Source organism: Silvimonas soli (assembly GCF_030035605.1).
Classification (GTDB): domain Bacteria; phylum Pseudomonadota; class Gammaproteobacteria; order Burkholderiales; family Chitinibacteraceae; genus Silvimonas; species Silvimonas soli.
Window position 1 is genome coordinate 809,253 of record NZ_CP106736.1, and the last position, 19,199, is coordinate 828,451.

Here is a 19,199-nt window from a genome sequence, read left to right on the forward strand (position 1 = left end):
TTGCGGCGCTGCCAGCCGTCCGTAATGGCCAAAATGCGCCTTGCCGAAATGAAAAGTGCGCCAGAAACAATCAACCTGCCGGATCAGGCGCAATCTGATTTAGCGCGACGGTACGTCAATGCCCGGGTGGCGGCTTTGCCAGGCTTTGAGTTCTGCCCGATAGTTTTGTAGCGCTTGCGCATACGTATCAAAAATACAGGGCTCGCAGCCATTGCCACAACACTCTTCCAGCGCGGGCTCATAAGGCGGCTGCGGTGGTGGGTCTGCCGGGTCAAGATGCGCTTCAGTCATGATGTTCTCGTATCGATAGATACGCCCATTATCTCGTCTGCGAATGCTCTTGCAACCCTGATTTGCAAAGAACCAGACCGGTTTGCGATGGTCCATCTGCACAATGCGGGCGCATCTGCTTGCGTCAGGCAGATAAACGTGAGGCATCTATCCTGTTACAACACGTAAAAACGATATAAAAATGGCAGGAAAAACGGCATGAAGCGGAACGGTTTTTCGTATAATCCGACCAACTCGTCTAACCGCGTTTAATGTGCAGCACCGCAACGCGGCAAACGGCGATATAAACACGAATTTCATACCACAGGACCCGGTCACCACCCATGAACATCTCGCAGCTATTGCAGCCCCAGGACATCGTGCTCGATTTGAATGTTTCGAGCAAAACCAGGCTCTTTGAAGAAATTGCGCGACGACTGGAGCAAACGCACGGATTGGCTAAGGATCTGGTGGTTAAAAGCCTGCAGGATCGCGAGAAGCTGGGCTCGACCGCGCTGGGCCTTGGCATGGCGTTGCCACATGCCCGACTCAAGGGTCTGACTGACGCCATCGCAGTTTTTGTACGTACCGAACTCGCACTGCCGTTTGATGCGCCCGATGGCAAACCGGTTTCCAATATTCTGGCATTGATCGTGCCGCAACACGCCACGCAAGCTCACCTGGAGATTCTGGCTGGCATCGCCCAGTTATTCAGCGACCAGGATTTTCGCAACAAGCTGCGCACCTGTGGCACGCCGGAAGAAGTTCATCAATTGTTTGTCACGTCGGCAACGGCATAAACGGGAATCTTGCGCATCATGATCAGCCAATTGCTTGCCGCTGGCGACAAAGCCAATATCCTGGCCGAAGCCCTGCCCTACATCCAGAGCTTTCACTCCAAAATCTTCGTGATCAAATATGGCGGCAACGCCATGACCGATGAAGCGCTCAAAGCTGGTTTCGCCCGCGACATCGCCCTGCTGCAATTAGTGGGCATGCGCCCGGTGATCGTGCATGGCGGTGGACCGCAAATTAGCGGCTTGCTGGAAAAAATGGGCGTCAAAAGCGAGTTTCGCCGGGGCATGCGGGTGACTGATGCGCAAACGCTGGAAGCCGTGGAAATGGCGACTGGCAAGCTCAATCAGGAAATCGTCGGGCTGATCAACCGCAGCGGTGGTAAAGCCGTCGGCCTGAACGGGCAAGATGGCTATTTTATTCAGGCGCGCAAAATGATGCTGCCACCGGAAGAAGGCGAGACTGAACCGGTTGATATCGGTGCTGTGGGCGAAATCGAAAAAATCGACCCGGAACTCATCAGCCTGCTGCAGACGCGCAATTTTGTGCCGGTGATCATGCCCATTGGCGTGGGTGTAGACGGCCAGGCTTATAACATCAACGCCGATCTGGTGGCCGGAACGCTGGCCCGGGCCTTGAATGCCGAAAAACTGATCCTGATGACCAACACGCCAGGTGTACTGGATCGCAATGGTAAACTGATCGCTGGTTTGACGTTGTCGGACGTTGATGCGCTATCGGCCGATGGCACGATTTCTGGCGGTATGCTGCCGAAAATCAGTTCAGCGCTCGACGCGGTACGCATGGGCGTGAAGTCGGCTCACATTATTGATGGTCGCGTTCCCAACGCGCTGTTGCTGGAACTGCTGACCAGCGAAGGCATCGGTACGCTGATCCGCCCGGATGGCGGACCACACTTTTTGACCGATACCCAACGCTACTTTCACGACGAATAAGCCCATCTGCTCTGCCACGGTTTGCGCCTGCATTTGATCGGGCCAAACCGGGCCGCCCAGATACGGCGTTCGCATTTGTGGCACGGTGATCTGCTAGAATCGCGCCATGACTTATCAAGTACTCGCCCGTAAGTGGCGCCCTCGCACTTTTGCCCAACTGGTTGGCCAGGAACACGTCATCAAGGCGCTGTCCAATGCCTTTGCCAGCGGCCGTCTGCATCACGCATGGTTGCTGACCGGCACGCGCGGCGTGGGTAAAACCACCATCGCCCGGATCATGGCCAAATCGCTTAATTGCGAAACCGGTGTAACCGCCGAGCCATGTGGTGTCTGTTCCGCCTGTACCCAGATTGATGCGGGGCGTTTTGTTGATCTGTTAGAGATTGATGCGGCGTCCAACACCGGTATCGACAATATCCGTGAAGTACTGGACAACGCGCAGTACGCGCCCACGGCCGGTCGCTTCAAGGTCTACATCATCGATGAAGTGCACATGCTGTCCAAAAGTGCCTTCAACGCCATGCTCAAGACGCTGGAAGAACCACCCGGCCACGTCAAATTCATTCTGGCGACCACCGATCCGCAGAAAGTGCCGATCACCGTGTTGTCACGCTGTTTGCAGTTCTCCTTGCGCCAAATGACGCCACAGCAAGTCTCTGGCCACCTCAATAATGTGTTGCAAGCCGAACAGATTCCGTTTGAGCCAGCATCACTGAGTCTGCTCGGCCACGCGGCCAATGGCTCGATGCGTGATGCGCTGAGTTTGCTGGATCAAGCCATTGCTTATGGCTCCGGCGAAGTGCGCGAAGAAGGCGTGCGCGCCATGCTGGGCGCAGTGGACCAAGGCTATTTGTTTGAAATTTTGCGCGCGCTGGTGGCCCACGATGGCCCGGCCATGATGGCTGCCGCAGAGTCGATAGCCCAACGTGGCTTGTCGTACGAATCCGCACTGCATGAACTGGCGCATGTGCTGCATCAGATCGCGCTGGCACAAGTTGTACCGGGTGCGCTGGCCGATGATTTGCCATTGCGCGACGATATCCTGGCGATGGCCCAGGCGTTACCGGCGGAAGAAACCCAGCTTTATTATCAGATTGCACTGCACGGCCGCCGCGATCTGGCGCTGGCACCGGACGAATTCGCCGGTTTCTCAATGACGCTGATGCGCATGCTGGCGTTTGCGCCGGTATCGTCTGGCTCGATTGCTCCGGCAACGGGTTCGGCTCCCGCCACCATCCCGGCCCGCGCGCCTGTCGCACCAACGCCGGCAGCGGCGGCCCCTGCTTCCGCAACTGTGAGCACTCCGGCGCCCGCAGTTGCTGCGCCAGCAGCACCGGCCATGGCAGCGGTGGTCACCGCACCGGCAGTTGTCCCTACATCGGCCGTGGCTGCAGTCGCTGAGACGGTCACCCCAGTGATGCGCACAGCATCTACTGCTCCGGCAGCAGAGCCCGACTACGATCCGGCGCCATGGGAGCCTGAAGCCGAGTCCGCTGCACCGATTCCGGCCCACGAGCATTTCCAGCCAGAATACGAAGATGTTGCGCAAGAACTAGCAGCGCAATCCGTTGCGCACGAACTGCCGCCTGAACAATCAGCCAGCCCCGCCGAAGTATCAGTCCAGGGTGCCAACTATGCCGACTTCAATGGTGACTGGCACGGACTGGTCACCGATATGCGCATGGGCGCTGAAGGTATGCTGGCCCAACAAGCCGAGCTGGTTTCCTGGAACAACGCGCATTTCCAGTTGCGCATTTCCAGATCCAACCAGGCGCTGGCTACTCGCGCGCTGGATTTGCAGGAAAAGCTGCGCCAGGCATTGAGCACGCATTTCGGTGTGCCGATTCAGGTCAGCGCGCAGATGATCGACGCCACCATTGAACACACCCCCGCTGCGATCATGCAGCGTGCGCGTGAGCAACGCCAGGAAGAAGCCGAACTGGCCATTCAGGGCGACCCGTTTGTCCAGGCGATGGTACAGGAGTTCGGCGCCATTGTGCTGCCAGGATCAATCCAGCCGATCTGATCGACTGGCGTAGTACCGAATTTAAAATCACAGCAATCAACAAGGAGCACTCAGATGTTTAACAAAGGCGGTTTGGGCGGGCTGATGAAACAAGCCCAGCAGATGCAAGAAAACATGGCCAAGGCACAAGAAGCGCTGGCCCTGGTTGAAGTTGAAGGTCAGGCCGGTGCAGGCATGGTCAAGGTTGTGATGACCTGCCATCACGCAGTCAAGCGCGTCAGCATTGATGACTCGCTGCTGCAAGACGACAAAGACATGCTGGAAGACCTGATTGCCGCTGCAATGAACGACGCCGTGCGCAAGGTTGAAACCACTACGCAAGAAAAAATGGCCGGCTTCACCTCTGGTCTGAACTTGCCAGCCGGTTTCAAGATGCCATTCTGATTCGGTTGTGAGGGGTAAAGGGCAAGGCGGGAGGAGAAAACCTCGACCTTGTTCTTTACCCCTTTGTTATTTGCAACGTCCCGCAACCTCTTTGGCCCCAATGAGCACACCCTCTTCCCTGCAAAATCTGATCGATTCGCTGCGCGTACTGCCCAGCGTTGGCCCCAAATCGGCCAGCCGCATGGCGTATCACCTGTTGCAGCGGGATCAGCCGGGTGCCAATGATCTGGCGCACGCCATCATGCACGCGCTAGCCACACTCAAGCACTGCGCCAAATGCAACACGTTTACCGAAGCCGAGATTTGCGAGATTTGCGCGGATGAGCGTCGCAATCACGAGCAATTGTGTGTGGTGGAAATGCCCACCGATCTGCTGATGGTGGAGCAGACTTTGGCGTATCACGGTTTGTATTTTGTCTTGATGGGCCGGCTAAGCCCGCTCGATGGCATTGGCCCGAAAGATATTGCATTCGCGCGCTTGCTGGAACGCGCCAGCGATGGCGTCGTCAAGGAGGTCATCCTGTCCACCAATTTCACCGTTGAAGGCGAAGCCACCGCTCACTATCTGGCAGAAATGCTGCGCGCACGCGGGCTGCAAGTCAGCCGCATCGCCCGTGGTTTGCCGGTCGGTGGCGAGCTGGAACATGTCGACCCTAGCACCCTGGCCCAAGCGCTGGTGGAGCGGCGGCAACTTTAGTTTGCCCAAGCCAGGCCATTGCGGCCGGTGGCTTTACCAGTCACATTTCAAGCGACACCACTCCCCCTCTGCTTCGTTCAAGCACCTCATCGTCACTAAAGCTCGTCCGCAACGCACAAAAGAAAGGCCCCACATCACTGTGGGGCCAAGTTGCTGCTCTGCTCAAGACCTTGAGCGGTAGCTAGCCAGCAAACGCTGGCTCAGCCACCTCAATCAATACGCAATTCAGTCTTCGGATCAAACAACACAACCTTGGACATATCCAGCGCCAGACGCATGGTTTCGCCTGGGCCTTTGGCATCACGCGGATGAACGCGTGCGACCACATCCTTGCCGTTGATCTTGGTGAAAATCATGGTATCCGGGCCGGTTGGCTCGGTCAGGATCACCTTGCAACCCAGCGAGCTTTCGTCGCCGTGTGCCACGTCCAGTTGCTCCGGGCGAATCCCCAGAATGACTTCCTGGCCAACGCGCTTGGCGAAACGCTCGCCCTTGTGCAGAGGCAAGAAACGCGCGTCGCTATCGCTAGTCAGGCTGACACCGACTACACCGTTTTGCTCCGCCAGATGACATTCGACGAAGTTCATTGAAGGCGAGCCGATAAAGCTGGCAACGAACAGGTTGGACGGGCGCTCGTAGATATCTTGCGGGCTGCCAAACTGTTGAATGACGCCGTCTTTCATGACCGCAATGCGATCGCCCAGCGTCATCGCTTCGATCTGATCGTGCGTCACGTAAACGATGGTGGTTTTCAGACGCTGATGCAGTTGCTTGATTTCAGTGCGCATTTCCACGCGCAGCTTGGCGTCCAGGTTGGACAGCGGCTCATCAAACAGGAACAGGATCGGGTCACGCGCCAGCGCACGGCCCATGGCCACACGTTGACGCTGACCACCGGACAACTGACCTGGCTTGCGATCCAGCAGGTGATCCATCTGCAGCATCTTGGCGACGCGGTTGATCACTTCTTCTTGTTCTTTCTTCGGTACGCCGCGTGTTTCCAGACCAAACGCGATGTTCTGACGCACGTTCATGGTTGGGTACAGCGCGTAGCTCTGGAACACCATGGCGATGTCGCGATCTTTCGGCGCGACGTCGTTCACAACCTTGCCACCGATATGTACTTCACCGGTAGTCGGGCCTTCCAGGCCGGCAATGATGTTCATCAGCGTGGACTTGCCACAACCGGACGGGCCAACGAGGATCAGGAACTGACCGTCGTCGATCTCAATGTCGATCCCTTTCAGGATGTGTGTGTCGCCAAAGCTTTTGGTTACGTTTTTGATGGCAAGTGCGCCCATCTTTTTCTCCAGTTCTGAGTTCGGGTACCGGGCTACTGCCACTGGCTTGATGCGTCTTGTTGAATACGCATCAAGCCAGTTTTGTATGGTGTAGCTTTCGTCGGTGTATCTGGTTTGGCTGTTCCGGGTTAACCCTGGATCAACCCTTGACCGCGCCGGCGGAAAGCCCACGCACAAAGTATTTACCTGCAACCACGTAAACGAAGATGGTCGGCAACGCTGCAATGATAGCGGCTGCCATATCCACGTTGTATTCCTTCACGGTGGTTGAAGTGTTAGCCAGGTTATTCAGGCCCACGGTGATGGGTTGCGAGCCACCGGAGGAGAACACCAGACCGAACAGGAAGTCATTCCAGATCTGTGTGAATTGCCAGATGAAGGTCACCATCAGGATAGGTACCGACATCGGCAGCACGATGCGCCAGAAGATGCGCCAGAAACCTGCGCCATCCAGCCGTGCGGCGTTGATCAGTTCATCCGGGATACCCACGTAGAAGTTGCGGAAGAACAGCGTGGTGGAAGCAATACCACACACCACGTGCACAAACACCAGACCAGTGGTGGAGCTGGCAATGCCCATCCAGCCTTCAGTCATGGCCATTGGCAGCAACAGCACCTGGAACGGAATGTACAGACCATACATCAGCATGGCGAATACAACTTCCGAGCCCGGGAACTTCCACTTGGACAAAATATAGCCGTTGATCGCGCCCATGGAGGTGGAGATGATCACCGCCGGGAACACCATGCGTACCGAGTTCCAGAAGTACGTGGACAGACCGGTACATTCAACACCGGTACACGCGGTACCCCAGGCTTTGCGCCAGGCGTCAAAAGTGATGTGCATCGGCAGCGACAACAGATTACCAACGCGGATTTCATCAATCGTCTTCACCGAAGTCGTCAACATGACATACAGCGGCAAGAGATAGTAAACAGCGAAGTAAATCAGGACCGCGTAAACGAGGAAGCGGGAAAAGTTCTTGTTATGCATTACGGCCTCGGCGCAGTTCGGAATACAGGTAAGGCACGATGACCGCAGACACAGTCAGCAACATCATCATGGCGCTGGCAGAGCCCAGCCCCATTTCGCCACGGGTAAACGCCATCGCGTACATGTAAGTCGCCGGCACATCGGAAGAGAAGCCAGGACCACCGCCAGTCAATGCGACCACAAGGTCAAAGCTCTTGATGGCAATGTGAGCCAGAATCATCAGCGTGGAGAAGAACACCGGGCGCATGGCCGGCAAAATGATCTTCCAGTAAATACGTGGCAGTGAGGCGCCATCGATCTGGGCTGCTTTGATGATCGAATCATCAATACCACGCAGGCCAGCCAGGAACAGGGCCATCACGAAACCAGAGGATTGCCAGATACCGGCGATCACAATGGTGTAAATCGACATATCCGGATTAACCAACCAGTCAAACTGAAAGCTGGTCCAGCCCCAGTCATGGAACATCTTTTCCAGACCCAGACCCGGGTTCAACATCCACTTCCAGGCAGTACCGGTCACGATGAAAGACAGGGCCATCGGATAAAGATAAATAGTGCGCAACGCACCTTCAGCACGGATTTTCTGATCCAGCAAAATAGCCAGCAAAATGCCTACGAGCATGCTGACGCCAATGAACAGAATACCGAACTTAAACAGGTTCTCGACCGCTACCCACCAACGTTCATTGGCGAACAGACGCGCATATTGAGCAAAACCAACCCATTCATAGTTGGGCAACAAACGCGATGCGGTAAACGACAGATAACCATTCCAGGCCACAAAGCCATAAATGAATACCAGCGACAGCAAGAACGACGGGGCAAGCACAAGCCGCGGAAGCCAGCGTTCCGCAAAGCCATACTGAGCTGGCCGGGTCGACTGAATCATGACAAATCTCCGATGTACGATGGGGTGGAGCCCCCTCTTGCGCCGGGACCGGCACAAGAGGGTTACTACGAGCTACAACTGCTGAGAATCAACCATCCTTGCGGTCTTGTGACCGCGCGGGATTAGTTAACCTTGGCAGCGGCAGCCAGTTTTGCAGCAGCTTGCTGAGCGGTCATGTTGTCGTCATTCCAGAATTGCGAAATAACGTCGTACATGGCGCCTTGCGTGGCGGAATGCATTGCCATGCCGTGAGCAAAGGATGGAACCAGGGTGCCGGACTTGTTGTCAGCAGCGAAGTCCTTGGCCGATTGCTTACCGCAATCGTCAAACTTGGACATGTCTGCATCCAGGCGAACCGGGATCGAACCCTTGTTCAGGTTGAAGATTTGCTGGAAGTCTGGGCTAACCAGAGTTTCAGCCAGATCGTTTTGACCCTTGGCGCCGTCAGCGTTCTTCAGCTTGAAGAAGATGAAGCTGTCGATGTTAAAGGTGTAGGACTTGGCGGAACCTGGTGTAGGTACACACACGAAGTCTTTGCCTGGTACCTTGCCTGCAGCCAGGAACTCGCCCTTGGCCCAGTCACCCATGAACTGCATACCGGCTTTGCCATTGATAACCATGGCAGTTGCCAGATTCCAGTCGCGGCCAGCAGCGTTCTTGTCGGTAAATGGCTTGATCTTCTTGTATGTTTCCAGAGACTTGATCATGGTCGGGCTCTTCAGGCTAGCCTGGTCCAGATCAACAAAGGACTTCTTGAAGAATGCCGCACCACCAGTACCCAGAACCACGTCCTCGAATACGGTTGCGTCTTGCCATGGCTGGCCACCGTAAGCAACTGGCTGGACGCCGGCTTTTTGCAGTGCTTCAGCAGTCTTGAAGAATTCGTCCCATGTGGTCGGAACCTTGGCATTTGCTTTCTTCAGCAGATCCGGATTCACCCACAGCCAGTTCACGCGGTGCACGTTCACCGGTGCAGCAACGTAATGGCCTTGGTACTTCATTACATTTTGCACAACCGGTGGCAGAACCTTGTTCCAGTTTTCTTTGTTAGCTACATCATCGATGTTGGCCAACACACCTTGATCGCCCCACTCTTGAATGGCCGGGCCCTTCACTTGAGCTGCTGCTGGCGGATTGCCGGACACAACGCGAGTCTTCAGCGCGGTCATGGCGTTATCACCTGCACCACCAGCAACTGCAAAATCCTTCCACTTATCGCCCTTGGCTTCGAGCATCTTCTTCAGCTCGCCAGCGGCCTTTGCTTCACCGCCGGAAGTCCACCAGTGCAGAACTTCTACCTCAGCCGCATTGGCAGCGCATGCAACGGACAAAGCCGCTGCGCAGAGCGTCATACGCAAAGTTTTCATTTTCTTCGGTCTCCTAGGCTACGGGCGACCCCATGGCAGCCCGCGTACAGGAATTTAGGGGGGCTCAGGTTTGACCGAAATCAGGTGAACTCCTGACCAGGGCAGATATGTAGGGCGATTACCTTAGTTTTTGCCGGAAAACGACATAAATCCTCAACTTCAAGGTTAAGGTCGATGCGCAAAAGAAACAGTTATTAAGATTCGCGAAAAACACAATTTCCGGTAATTATGAATTCTGCTGCAGATCTCCATGCGATGTGCATTTTCCATCGTGGCCAATTTGGGTGGCTTGACGGGCGAGTGGACGCAAAAAAAGGCGACTTATGTCGCCTTTTTGGGGTCTAACAATCCGAAGATAAATTCAGATTAGAAGCCAGTCCAGGTACCGATCAGCACGCGAGCGCCGTTGTCGGTGCCACTGGATGCTACGCCATCAAGTTGCCAGGTTGCAGCTGCAAATGGGCGAGCATCTTCGCTCTTGAACTTCATGTAACGCGCTTGCACATAGGCAACGGTGTTCTTGGACATACCGTAGGTGTATTGACCATAGAGCTGGTTCATATTCATGTCGTTGATTTTTTCACCGCCGACCTTGCTATTAACTACGTCTTGCCAGCCCAAGGCAATGGATTGCTTACCCCAACTATAAGCACCGCCAAGCAGGAACTGATCATTCGACGAGGTAGCTTCACGACCATTAGTCAGGTACCAGCCATCAGCAACCCATTTGTTGTGCTTCCAGCCAGCACGCAGACTAAAGCCATTACCAACATCCCAATTACCTTGGGCAAAGTACATCTCTTGCTGAATGTCGTTCCCGAAGAAACCACCCGAGCTTGGCGAGTAGGCGTCATCCTGATTCCAGGCCAAAGTATCAAACGTAACATTGCCAACATTGGCTCCATCCGCCTGGGCCAAGCCCTTCTGCTTCTGGTAACCACCAGCCAAACTCAGGCCATTGCCCTTGTACGTTGCGATTGCATCGAGAGCCCAAGCCTGACCATCGGAGTTCTTGGTACCGAGGTCATAAGCAACCTGGACATTGAAACCGCCGAAATCAGGCGACGTATATGCCAGAGCTTCCTTGAACCATACCGCATTTGCACCGTAATCTTCCCACAGGTTACCGGCACCGTTCTGGAACTCATCCAGGGCAAGGTAAGAAGGCGCGAATACTCGACCCGAGCGGAAAGTACCCCAATCACCGGTCAAGCCGATATAAGCCTCGCGTGAGCCCCAAGCCGCCGTGGCTGGCGTGGCAACTTTCTGCGAAACCCGCCAGATCAGCTTGTTGCCATTGTCCAGTTTATCGGAGCCATCAAAATTCAAAATCAAATCGGTTTCATTGCCTGCAGCAGAAGAGGAACTTCCGTCCGCTTTTAGCGAAGAGTCTTGATGCGTACGGACAAAGATATCCATTTCTGCAGAACCACTGATGGAAACATCAGCGAAAGCAGGTGCAGCAAAAGCTGCGGTCAGTGCGGCAACAAGCAGAGCGCGCTTGAACATGGTTTTTCTCCTGGTTTTTGAAAAGCGGTGTGCAACTTATGCACCAGCAAGCCCTGGCTAAAAAATGACGCCAACCTTGCTAGTTGCTGCGCAGATTAAGAGACTCGCTTTCACCAGGACAATGTTAAAAAAGACCACACCTTACACAATTGCAAAAAATTATTTCAAAAAATAACCAATAAATTCATTTGGTTATTGCGCCTTTCTCAAATATCACCCCTGCAGACCGGCAAAGCTGCCTACCCAGAAGTGCAACACTTGAAATGGAAAAAGGGCGACTTTCGTCGCCCTCCTTTTAGACTGAAACCTGAATAAAATTCAGATTAGAAGCCAGTCCATGTACCGATCAGCAGACGTGCGCCGTTGTCGGTGCCGCTTGGCGATGTGCCATCCAGTTGCCAGTTAGCAGCAACGTACGGACGGGTGTTGCTATCCTTGAACTTGTGGTAACGACCTTGGACGTAAGCCACAGTGTTCTTGGACAGACCGTAGGTGTACTGGCCAAAGATTTGGTCCAGATCGTGGTTGCTGTCTTTATCACCGTTGGTTTTGCTGTTGGTGATATCTTGCCAACCCAGAGCAACGGAGCTCTTACCCCAGCTGTATGCACCGGCCAGCAAGAACTGGTCGTTTTCAGCAGTGGTGAAGGAGCTTACTGTTGCGATGTTGTTGTCATTGGACCACTTGTTGTGCTTCCAGCCTGCACGAACAGTAAAGCCGCTGCCAATGTCCCAGTTACCTTGAGCAAAGTAGAACTCTTGCTTCACGCCAGTGTCGCCGCCGGAGTTGAAAGCATCATCCTGGTTGAAGCCAGAAGTACCACCGGCACCATTGGCAACACCCTTCTGTTGCTGATAACCACCAGCCAGGCTCAGACCGTTACCGTTATAGGTAGCGATTGCGTCCAGAGCCCAGGTTTGGCCTTGAGCAGTTTTGGTACCCAGGTCATAAGCAACTTGCACGCCGAAGCCACCGAAGTCAGGTGTGGTGTATGCCAGAGCTTCTTTGAACCATACAGCGTTTGCGCCGTAATCTTCCCACAGGTTACCCGCGCCCCACTGGAATGCATCCAGAGCCAGGTAAGACGGTGCGAACACGCGACCCGAACGGAAAGTACCCCAATCACCAGTCAGACCGATGTAGGCTTCACGAGCGCCCCATGCGGTTGTGGAAGGAGTAGCCACTTTTTGCGAAATGTGCCAAATCAGCTTGCTGCCGGAATCGAGCTTGTCGGAACCGTCAAAGTTGGTGATCAGGTCAGTTTCGTTCAGAACAGCGGAACTACCTGCGTCGTTCGCATTTTTCTGGGAAGAAGCTTGGTGGGTACGGACAAAGATATCCATTTCAGCGGAACCGCTGATGGTAACGTCCGCAAAGGCCGGGGCGGCAACAGCAGCGGTAACCGCAGCAGCAATCAGAGCACGCTTAAACATTTATAGGTCTCCTAGTTTGGAAGTTGGTTATTCACCAGCTTGAGCAACGACAAAGAACCGCCACGAATGATGACGTGAACTTTGCTCTGCACAAAGCATAAGTGAATTCATTTAGGCGAAGCAAACCACGTCCGGCTTCAAACCAGGAAATGTCTTATAAGTACAACAAAGTGGTATTACGAGTGGGGCAAGCACATTCCGGCGGATGGCACCAGATTGGTGTGTACATAACTGGAATATAAAAAAATCTTTGATTTAAAACATTTTTTGACAATAAAAGAGCCATGTTTATCTATGTATTTCCATTCCCAGCGGTACGAATAGCCGCCAGAGCGTCCGCCCGTCCCAACAACATCAAATGCTGATTAATTGGTATTACATCGTTTTGGCTTGGCCGCTGAAATCCTAAACACGTCATCTATTTTACGAGGCATGCCGGGGGAAGCGTGCTGGCCGGAGTGCCAGACGATTCTGTTGCTCTACGGCCATTCGGTTGCGCGAGCGCCGATAGCGCACATCATTCGCAGACGTACATCGCCCTGCAATGCCAGGAAGTGGTGATAGAAAACAAAAAAGGGCGACATGTCGTCGCCCTTTTTCCTACCCCGCAACTACTTCCAAATTACTTGGCGATGTGCGAAATCAGGTCCAGCACTTTGTTGGAATAACCGGTTTCGTTGTCGTACCAGGCAACCAGCTTCACAAAGTTGTCGTTCAACGAGATACCTGCCTTGGCATCGAATACCGATGTGCAGATTTCGCCGTTAAAGTCGGTGGAGACCACGTCGTCCTCGGTGTAACCGACAACACCCTTCATCTCACCTTCTGCCGCAGCCTTCATGACCGCGCAGATTTCCTTGTAGGTTGCCGGCTTGGCCAGGCGAGCAGTCAGGTCAACCACCGATACGTTCGGGGTCGGCACGCGGAACGACATGCCGGTGATTTTCCCGTTCAGTTCCGGGATCACCTTGCCAACTGCTTTAGCGGCACCAGTCGATGACGGAATGATGTTCTGGGAAGCACCGCGACCACCGCGCCAGTCTTTATGCGATGGGCCATCAACGGTTTTTTGCGTTGCGGTAGTGGCATGCACCGTTGTCATCAGCGCCTCAACGATACCGAAGTTATCGTTAATGACTTTAGCCAGAGGGGCCAGACAGTTGGTGGTGCAAGATGCGTTGGAAACGATATCCTGGCCTGCATAGGCCTTGTGATTTACACCCATGACGAACATCGGGGTGTCATCTTTGGAAGGGCCAGTCAGCACAACTTTTTTGGCGCCAGCCTGAATATGTTTACGTGCAGTTTCATCAGTCAGGAAAATGCCGGTCGCTTCTGCAACCACATCTACGTTGACTTCATTCCATTTCAGGTTAGCCGGGTCTTTCTCAGCGGTACAACGGATGGTTTTGCCGTTTACAACCAGATGACCATCTTTTACTTCTACCGTGCCGTTGAAACGACCATGGGTAGAGTCATATTTCAGCATATATGCCATGTATTCCGCGTCCAACAGGTCGTTGATTGCAACGATTTCAATGTCGGGACGAGCTTGTGCCGCGCGAAAAACAATGCGACCGATACGGCCAAAACCGTTGATACCCACTTTGATAGTCATATATTCCACCAGCTATTTGTTAATAAACAAAAGGTTGATTGTTCAATAACGAGCAACCTTACCAAACAGAAATCATATGTGTCATATGTATAGGCTATGGCGGCAAATACAACCCGATCAGTTACATCTGCGACTAACCGTCACTACACAGCACTTTAGCCCAAAGCCATGACAACAATATGCAAGAACAAACAGCCCGGCGAAGGAACATATCGCCAGGCTGTTTGCTAGCTATCTACCTTTATGGGCGAAAACTGGCGGCTTCGCGAGCCAATGCAGTAATAGCATCCCAATCACCCGCAGCCACTTTGTCTTTTGGCGCCAGCCAGGAGCCGCCCACACAACCGACGTTCGGCAGTGCCAGCAACTTGGGCGCCGACTCCGGCGTCACGCCACCAGTAGGACAGAACAATGCTTGCGGCAACGGGCTACCCAAAGCCTTGAGCATGCCGTAAGAACCAGCTTGTTCTGCCGGGAACAGCTTAAGTGCGTCAAAACCCATTTCCAGAGCAGCGATCGCTTCTGAAGGCGTCATCACGCCAGGCAGCAACGGAATGTCCGCGGCGCGCGCGGCGGCTGCCAGTGTTTCGGTCAGACCAGGCGTGACCGCGAACTTGGCGCCAGCGGCCTTGGCCTGTGCGAACTGTTCCGGGCGAACCACGGTGCCGACGCCAACAATGGCATCAGGTACCTCGTCGGCAATCAAACGGATGGACTCGAGTGCGGCGTCAGTGCGCAGCGTCACTTCAAGTACACGGATACCGCCTGCGACCAGCGCTTTGGCCAACGGGACCGCGTGTTCGGTCTTTTCAATAATCAGCACCGGCATCACCGGGCAGGAGCGCATGATTTCTCGAATTTGCATGATCCTGACTTTCTTATAAGTGTTGCGTGTTAGTACCTCAATGCGCACCTGCCAATCCCAAAATCTGGCACAACGGGATAAAGCCTCTGACAGGTTACGCCCCCGACCACCCTTTCCAGTTGACGATCAGTGCGCCAAGCCAAGAGAAAGGGCTCCCTCTTCCGCGCCTGTGGCAGCCTGACGGAAAGAAGCAAACAGTTCGCGACCCATACCATGTTGGTGCGCGGTCAGATCGGCCTCGGCCCGCTCCCGCGAGGCCCAGACCTGAGAATCAACCTTGGCTTGCAAAACGCCAGCTTCGGCATCCAGACGAATCACATCACCCGAACGCAATTTGGCCAACGGGCCACCCGCCAATGCCTCTGGCGTAATGTGAATAGCCGACGGCACCTTGCCGGAAGCGCCGGACATACGGCCATCGGTTACCAGTGCCACTTTGAAGCCGCGATCCTGCAGCACACCAAGCACTGGGGTCAGTTTGTGCAGTTCGGGCATGCCGATTGCACGCGGCCCCTGGAAGCGCAGCACAACCACGACGTCTTTTTCCATTTCGCCGCGCTGGAATGCCTCAAGCACTTCATCTTGATCATGGAACACCATTGCCGGAGCTTCAACCAGGCGATGCTCTGCTTTCACTGCAGAGATTTTGATCACGGCACGCCCCAGATTGCCGTCCAGCAAACGCAGGCCGCCGTCGGCACTAAATGGCCTCTCGATACGACGCAAAACACCTTCGTCACCGGATTCGGTATCCGCATCACGCCATTCAAGCTTGCCATCGATCAGGAATGGCTCTTGTGCGTAGCGGTGCAAACCAAAACCCATCACGGTGTGCACGTCTTCGTGCAGATAACCGCCCTTGAGCAGTTCGCGGGTCAAGAATGGCATACCACCGGCGGCATGGAACTGGTTTACATCAGAAGTGCCGTTCGGATAGATTTTGGCCACCAGCGGCACCACGGCCGACAGGTCATCAAAATCGCTCCAGTCAATGATGATGCCAGCAGCGCGCGCTGCAGCAGTCAGATGCATGGTGTGGTTGGTTGAGCCACCGGTCGCCAGCAACCCGACGATGCCATTCACCACGACTTTTTCGTCGACCAGACGGCCAACGGGAATGTATTCATTACCTACATTGGTAATTTGTGCGGCACGGCGACCTGCTGCTGCAGTCAAAGCATCGCGCAGCGGAGTATTTGGATGAACAAACGCTGCACCTGGTAGATGCAGACCCATGATCTCCATCAACATTTGATTGGAATTGGCGGTGCCGTAAAAGGTGCAGGTACCCGCTCCGTGATAGGAGCCTTCTTCAGAAGCCAGCAATTCGGTGCGATCACACTTGCCTTCGGCAAACAACTGACGAATTTTCGCTTTCTCGCTGTTGGCGATGCCTGAGGTCATCGGGCCGGCCGGGACAAAAATCGCAGGCAGATGACCGAACTGCAAGACCCCGATCAACAAGCCCGGAACGATCTTGTCACAGACGCCCAGTAGAGTAACTGCATCAAATACATTATGGGACAGCGCCACTGCGGTAGACATGGCGATGACGTCGCGACTGAACAGCGACAACTCCATGCCTGGCTGACCTTGCGTAACGCCGTCGCACATGGCTGGCGTACCGCCAGCAAACTGTGCCGTGGCACCCGCCTCGTGGGCAGCTTTCTTGATAATGGCAGGATAGGTTTCGAGCGGCTGATGCGCCGACAACATGTCGTTGTAGGAAGAGACAATGGCAACGTTCGGGCGGCGCATTTCGCGCATCATGATCTTGTCGCCCTCTGGCGACGCAGCCCATGCATGCGCCAGATTGGTACAGGCAAGCCCTTTGCGCAGCGGCTCCTTGCTAGCGGCGGCATCCAGGCGAGCAAGATAGCGCTCGCGGGATTCGCGACTTCGTTCAACGATACGCCGGGTAACCTCGGCGAGCCGAGGATGCACAGGACTGACAGCTGGCATTGCAGGACTCCGAAATGGGGAACGCCACGGACCGGATTAACACTACAACCGACCCAGGATTGAAATAGTTGCCGAAGCGTAGTTTTACTACAATCACCCCTGCGCATCAACCAACACTATGACACAAAATGGTGCTGCTGCACTGCAGCATAAGCCAGCCAGAGCGGGCTATTACCCCCATGACATTACTCGTTGCTGCGGTCTGCGAGAAGAGGCTTCTTTACCGTTTGCGCGGGTGTTTGAGCGTGTAGTAAGATTACAAAGTCTTTCGAATATCCGGCTTGGGTAATTTGCAGCATAGTTGAATTTCCCGCGCGCCAGAAAGTCGCAATAACGGCAGCAGCAATCAGGTTTGGTGCATGCATAGCGCCGACACCATCTGATGATGCTGCCGTGTCCGTTTCGCCGTGCCAGGCGCACACAAGGATTCTGGTTTCATTTGAAACAGCCTACAGGCTGTTTACAGCAAAACGAGAGGTCTTCACGCCTCTCGCATAAAAGGAAAGGAACGCCCGATATGACCCCTATTGATGCTTTCGACATGGTGCTGTTCGGTGGCACCGGCGACCTGGTGATGCGCAAGCTGTTGCCGGCCCTGTACCACCAACACCGTGACGGCAATCTGCCTAAAGCCGGCCGCATTATCTGTCTGGGCCGCAGCGCCAGCGACACAGCCGCTTATCTGGACAAGGCGCATGGACTGGCCAAGGGCTATCTGGGTAGCGACTACGAAGCAAACGTATGGGCCGAGTTCGCCAGCCGCATTTCGTTCCTGCGCAACGATGCCAACAACGCCGATGATTACCCTGCCCTGGCCGAACTGCTGAACCAGGAAACTGGCCGTGCTCGCGTGTTTTACTTCTCCACCGCGCCGGACCTGTTTGCCATCATCAGCAAGAATCTGGCTTCGGTTGGCCTGAACAAAGGCAACTCCCGCGTTGTGCTGGAAAAGCCGCTCGGCCACGACCTCGAATCGTCGAATGAAATCAACGATGCGGTTGCTGAGTACTTTAACGAACATCAAATTTACCGGATTGACCATTACCTGGGCAAAGAGCCGGTTCTGAACCTGATCGCCTTGCGCTTTGCCAACACGCTGCTGGAACCGCTGTGGCGCCGTGAGTGGATCAGTGATGTGCAAATCACCGTGACCGAACAAGTCGGCGTGGAAACCCGTGCGGATTTCTACGACAAAACCGGCGCGCTGCGCGACATGATTCAAAACCACTTGCTGCAGTTGCTGACCATTGTGGCGATGGAACCACCAGCCACCATGGACGGCGATGCCGTTCGTGACGAAAAGCTCAAGGTTCTGCGCGCACTCAAGCCGCTCAGCCTGGAAGATGTGCACACCAAGGTTGTACGTGGTCAATATCGCGCTGGCACGATCAATGGCAAGCCTGTTCCGGCTTACCAGGACGAGCCTGGCGTACCGGAAGGCTCCACCGCAGAAACCTTCGTTGCGCTCAAGGCTGAAATCCAGACCTGGCGCTGGGCTGGTGTTCCTTTCTTCCTGCGTACCGGCAAGCGTTTGCAAGAACGAATGGCCGAGATTGTCATCAACTTCCGTGAAACGCCAACTTCCATCTTTGGCCGCATGCATACGCCAAACCGTCTGGTCATCCAGTTGCAGCCGGATGAATCCGTACGTCTGTACCTGATGGCCAAAGAGCCTGGCAACCAGGTGCGCCTGCGTCCAGTCCACCTGGATCTGGACTTCAAGGAAACCTTCAAGACCCGCTCGCCAGAAGCCTACGAGCGCCTGTTGATGGACGTGATTCGTGGCGATCTTTCGCTGTTTGTGCGTCGTGACGAACAACGCGCCGCGTGGCGTTGGGTCGAGCCGATTCTCGATTCGTGGGGCAGCAGCACCGAAGCCCCCAAGCCATACACCGCAGGCACATGGGGCCCGGCGGCAGCGTCGGCTTTGTTGTCGCGTGATGGTCTGGCCTGGCACGAAGAGCACTGATTTACCGCTACAGGGCAGTCAGCCTGCATGAGACCGAGGATATTTTGACCAACAGGGTCGTCATCTCACGGTCATATGGCAGCGCTGCTGTCTACTGAAATACGCAGAAAACGCGTCAGCTGGCCGGTTCAAGTTTATGTGTTGCACACAAAACCCGGCCA

At 54.7% G+C, this 19,199-nt stretch carries 16 protein-coding genes; 6 read left to right on the forward strand and 10 right to left on the reverse strand.

All coding sequences use genetic code 11. The annotated features are described in order from the left end of the window. Positions 1-99: 99 nt before the first annotated feature. Entirely contained in the window at positions 100-291 is a 192-nt protein-coding gene (locus N7220_RS03740; RefSeq protein ID WP_283150135.1) for an oxidoreductase-like domain-containing protein, read from the reverse strand. Between the two features lie 323 nt (positions 292-614). On the opposite strand from N7220_RS03740, the gene N7220_RS03745 reads away from it, so the two are divergent. The 5 genes from N7220_RS03745 to recR all read left to right on the forward strand — a co-directional run bounded on the left by N7220_RS03745 (position 615) and on the right by recR (position 5,128). Beyond that, positions 615-1,070: a PTS sugar transporter subunit IIA gene (locus N7220_RS03745; RefSeq protein WP_283150136.1), complete on the forward strand. Its 456-nt coding sequence runs from the start codon at positions 615-617 to the stop codon at positions 1,068-1,070. Between the two features lie 18 nt (positions 1,071-1,088). After that, complete coding sequence (argB, locus tag N7220_RS03750) at positions 1,089-2,021, forward strand: acetylglutamate kinase (protein WP_283150137.1); 933 nt, start codon at positions 1,089-1,091, stop codon at positions 2,019-2,021. 106 nt (positions 2,022-2,127) lie between these two features. Beyond that, positions 2,128-4,047, forward strand: coding sequence for a DNA polymerase III subunit gamma/tau (dnaX, locus tag N7220_RS03755; RefSeq protein WP_283150138.1), 1,920 nt, complete (start codon positions 2,128-2,130; stop codon positions 4,045-4,047). A 54-nt stretch (positions 4,048-4,101) separates the two neighbouring features. Continuing rightward, entirely contained in the window at positions 4,102-4,431 is a 330-nt protein-coding gene (locus N7220_RS03760) for a YbaB/EbfC family nucleoid-associated protein (protein WP_283150139.1), read from the forward strand. A gap of 100 nt (positions 4,432-4,531) precedes the next feature. Beyond that, positions 4,532-5,128, forward strand: a complete 597-nt coding sequence (gene recR, locus N7220_RS03765; protein WP_283150140.1) for a recombination mediator RecR — start codon at positions 4,532-4,534, stop codon at positions 5,126-5,128. Positions 5,129-5,337: 209 nt separating this feature from the next. Here recR and N7220_RS03770 read toward each other — a convergent pair whose 3' ends face one another. From N7220_RS03770 to edd, 9 genes are all read right to left on the reverse strand, one after another. Beyond that, the gene (locus N7220_RS03770) at positions 5,338-6,429 is read right to left on the reverse strand and encodes an ABC transporter ATP-binding protein (RefSeq protein ID WP_283150141.1); all 1,092 of its coding nucleotides are present in this window, start codon (positions 6,427-6,429) and stop codon (positions 5,338-5,340) included. A 139-nt stretch (positions 6,430-6,568) separates the two neighbouring features. Beyond that, complete coding sequence (locus N7220_RS03775) at positions 6,569-7,423, reverse strand: carbohydrate ABC transporter permease (protein ID WP_283150142.1); 855 nt, start codon at positions 7,421-7,423, stop codon at positions 6,569-6,571. After that, positions 7,416-8,315, reverse strand: a complete 900-nt coding sequence (locus tag N7220_RS03780) for a carbohydrate ABC transporter permease (protein ID WP_283150143.1) — start codon at positions 8,313-8,315, stop codon at positions 7,416-7,418. Before N7220_RS03780 ends, N7220_RS03775 begins: the two co-directional genes overlap by 8 nt. A gap of 122 nt (positions 8,316-8,437) precedes the next feature. After that, positions 8,438-9,682, reverse strand: coding sequence for an ABC transporter substrate-binding protein (locus N7220_RS03785; protein ID WP_283150144.1), 1,245 nt, complete (start codon positions 9,680-9,682; stop codon positions 8,438-8,440). A 366-nt stretch (positions 9,683-10,048) separates the two neighbouring features. Further along, entirely contained in the window at positions 10,049-11,191 is a 1,143-nt protein-coding gene (locus N7220_RS03790; RefSeq protein ID WP_283150145.1) for a porin, read from the reverse strand. Between the two features lie 323 nt (positions 11,192-11,514). Next, complete coding sequence (locus N7220_RS03795; RefSeq protein WP_283150146.1) at positions 11,515-12,624, reverse strand: porin; 1,110 nt, start codon at positions 12,622-12,624, stop codon at positions 11,515-11,517. Between the two features lie 622 nt (positions 12,625-13,246). Continuing rightward, positions 13,247-14,242 carry a glyceraldehyde-3-phosphate dehydrogenase gene (gapA, locus tag N7220_RS03800; RefSeq protein WP_283150147.1) on the reverse strand — a complete coding sequence of 332 codons (996 nt, stop codon included), beginning with the start codon at positions 14,240-14,242 and terminating at the stop codon, positions 13,247-13,249. Positions 14,243-14,483: 241 nt separating this feature from the next. Further along, on the reverse strand, positions 14,484-15,107 hold the full coding sequence (locus N7220_RS03805) for a bifunctional 4-hydroxy-2-oxoglutarate aldolase/2-dehydro-3-deoxy-phosphogluconate aldolase (RefSeq protein WP_283150148.1): 624 nt from the start codon (positions 15,105-15,107) through the stop codon (positions 14,484-14,486). Positions 15,108-15,233: 126 nt separating this feature from the next. After that, a complete protein-coding gene (gene edd / locus N7220_RS03810; RefSeq protein ID WP_283150149.1) occupies positions 15,234-17,069 on the reverse strand; it encodes a phosphogluconate dehydratase in 1,836 nt (611 codons plus the stop codon). Between the two features lie 517 nt (positions 17,070-17,586). On the opposite strand from edd, the gene zwf reads away from it, so the two are divergent. After that, positions 17,587-19,038: a glucose-6-phosphate dehydrogenase gene (gene zwf / locus N7220_RS03815; protein WP_283150150.1), complete on the forward strand. Its 1,452-nt coding sequence runs from the start codon at positions 17,587-17,589 to the stop codon at positions 19,036-19,038. Positions 19,039-19,199 lie beyond the last annotated feature (161 nt).

What these genes read in the sequence shown, in the direction of transcription:
- N7220_RS03740 (WP_283150135.1), bottom strand. Translation starts at nt 291, where the DNA reads ATGACTGAAGCGCATCTTGACCCGGCAGACCCACCACCGCAGCCGCCT.
- N7220_RS03745 (WP_283150136.1), top strand. Translation starts at nt 615, where the DNA reads ATGAACATCTCGCAGCTATTGCAGCCCCAGGACATCGTGCTCGATTTG.
- argB (WP_283150137.1), top strand. Translation starts at nt 1,089, where the DNA reads ATGATCAGCCAATTGCTTGCCGCTGGCGACAAAGCCAATATCCTGGCC.
- dnaX (WP_283150138.1), top strand. Translation starts at nt 2,128, where the DNA reads ATGACTTATCAAGTACTCGCCCGTAAGTGGCGCCCTCGCACTTTTGCC.
- N7220_RS03760 (WP_283150139.1), top strand. Translation starts at nt 4,102, where the DNA reads ATGTTTAACAAAGGCGGTTTGGGCGGGCTGATGAAACAAGCCCAGCAG.
- recR (WP_283150140.1), top strand. Translation starts at nt 4,532, where the DNA reads ATGAGCACACCCTCTTCCCTGCAAAATCTGATCGATTCGCTGCGCGTA.
- N7220_RS03770 (WP_283150141.1), bottom strand. Translation starts at nt 6,429, where the DNA reads ATGGGCGCACTTGCCATCAAAAACGTAACCAAAAGCTTTGGCGACACA.
- N7220_RS03775 (WP_283150142.1), bottom strand. Translation starts at nt 7,423, where the DNA reads ATGCATAACAAGAACTTTTCCCGCTTCCTCGTTTACGCGGTCCTGATT.
- N7220_RS03780 (WP_283150143.1), bottom strand. Translation starts at nt 8,315, where the DNA reads ATGATTCAGTCGACCCGGCCAGCTCAGTATGGCTTTGCGGAACGCTGG.
- N7220_RS03785 (WP_283150144.1), bottom strand. Translation starts at nt 9,682, where the DNA reads ATGAAAACTTTGCGTATGACGCTCTGCGCAGCGGCTTTGTCCGTTGCA.
- N7220_RS03790 (WP_283150145.1), bottom strand. Translation starts at nt 11,191, where the DNA reads ATGTTCAAGCGCGCTCTGCTTGTTGCCGCACTGACCGCAGCTTTTGCT.
- N7220_RS03795 (WP_283150146.1), bottom strand. Translation starts at nt 12,624, where the DNA reads ATGTTTAAGCGTGCTCTGATTGCTGCTGCGGTTACCGCTGCTGTTGCC.
- gapA (WP_283150147.1), bottom strand. Translation starts at nt 14,242, where the DNA reads ATGACTATCAAAGTGGGTATCAACGGTTTTGGCCGTATCGGTCGCATT.
- N7220_RS03805 (WP_283150148.1), bottom strand. Translation starts at nt 15,107, where the DNA reads ATGCAAATTCGAGAAATCATGCGCTCCTGCCCGGTGATGCCGGTGCTG.
- edd (WP_283150149.1), bottom strand. Translation starts at nt 17,069, where the DNA reads ATGCCAGCTGTCAGTCCTGTGCATCCTCGGCTCGCCGAGGTTACCCGG.
- zwf (WP_283150150.1), top strand. Translation starts at nt 17,587, where the DNA reads ATGACCCCTATTGATGCTTTCGACATGGTGCTGTTCGGTGGCACCGGC.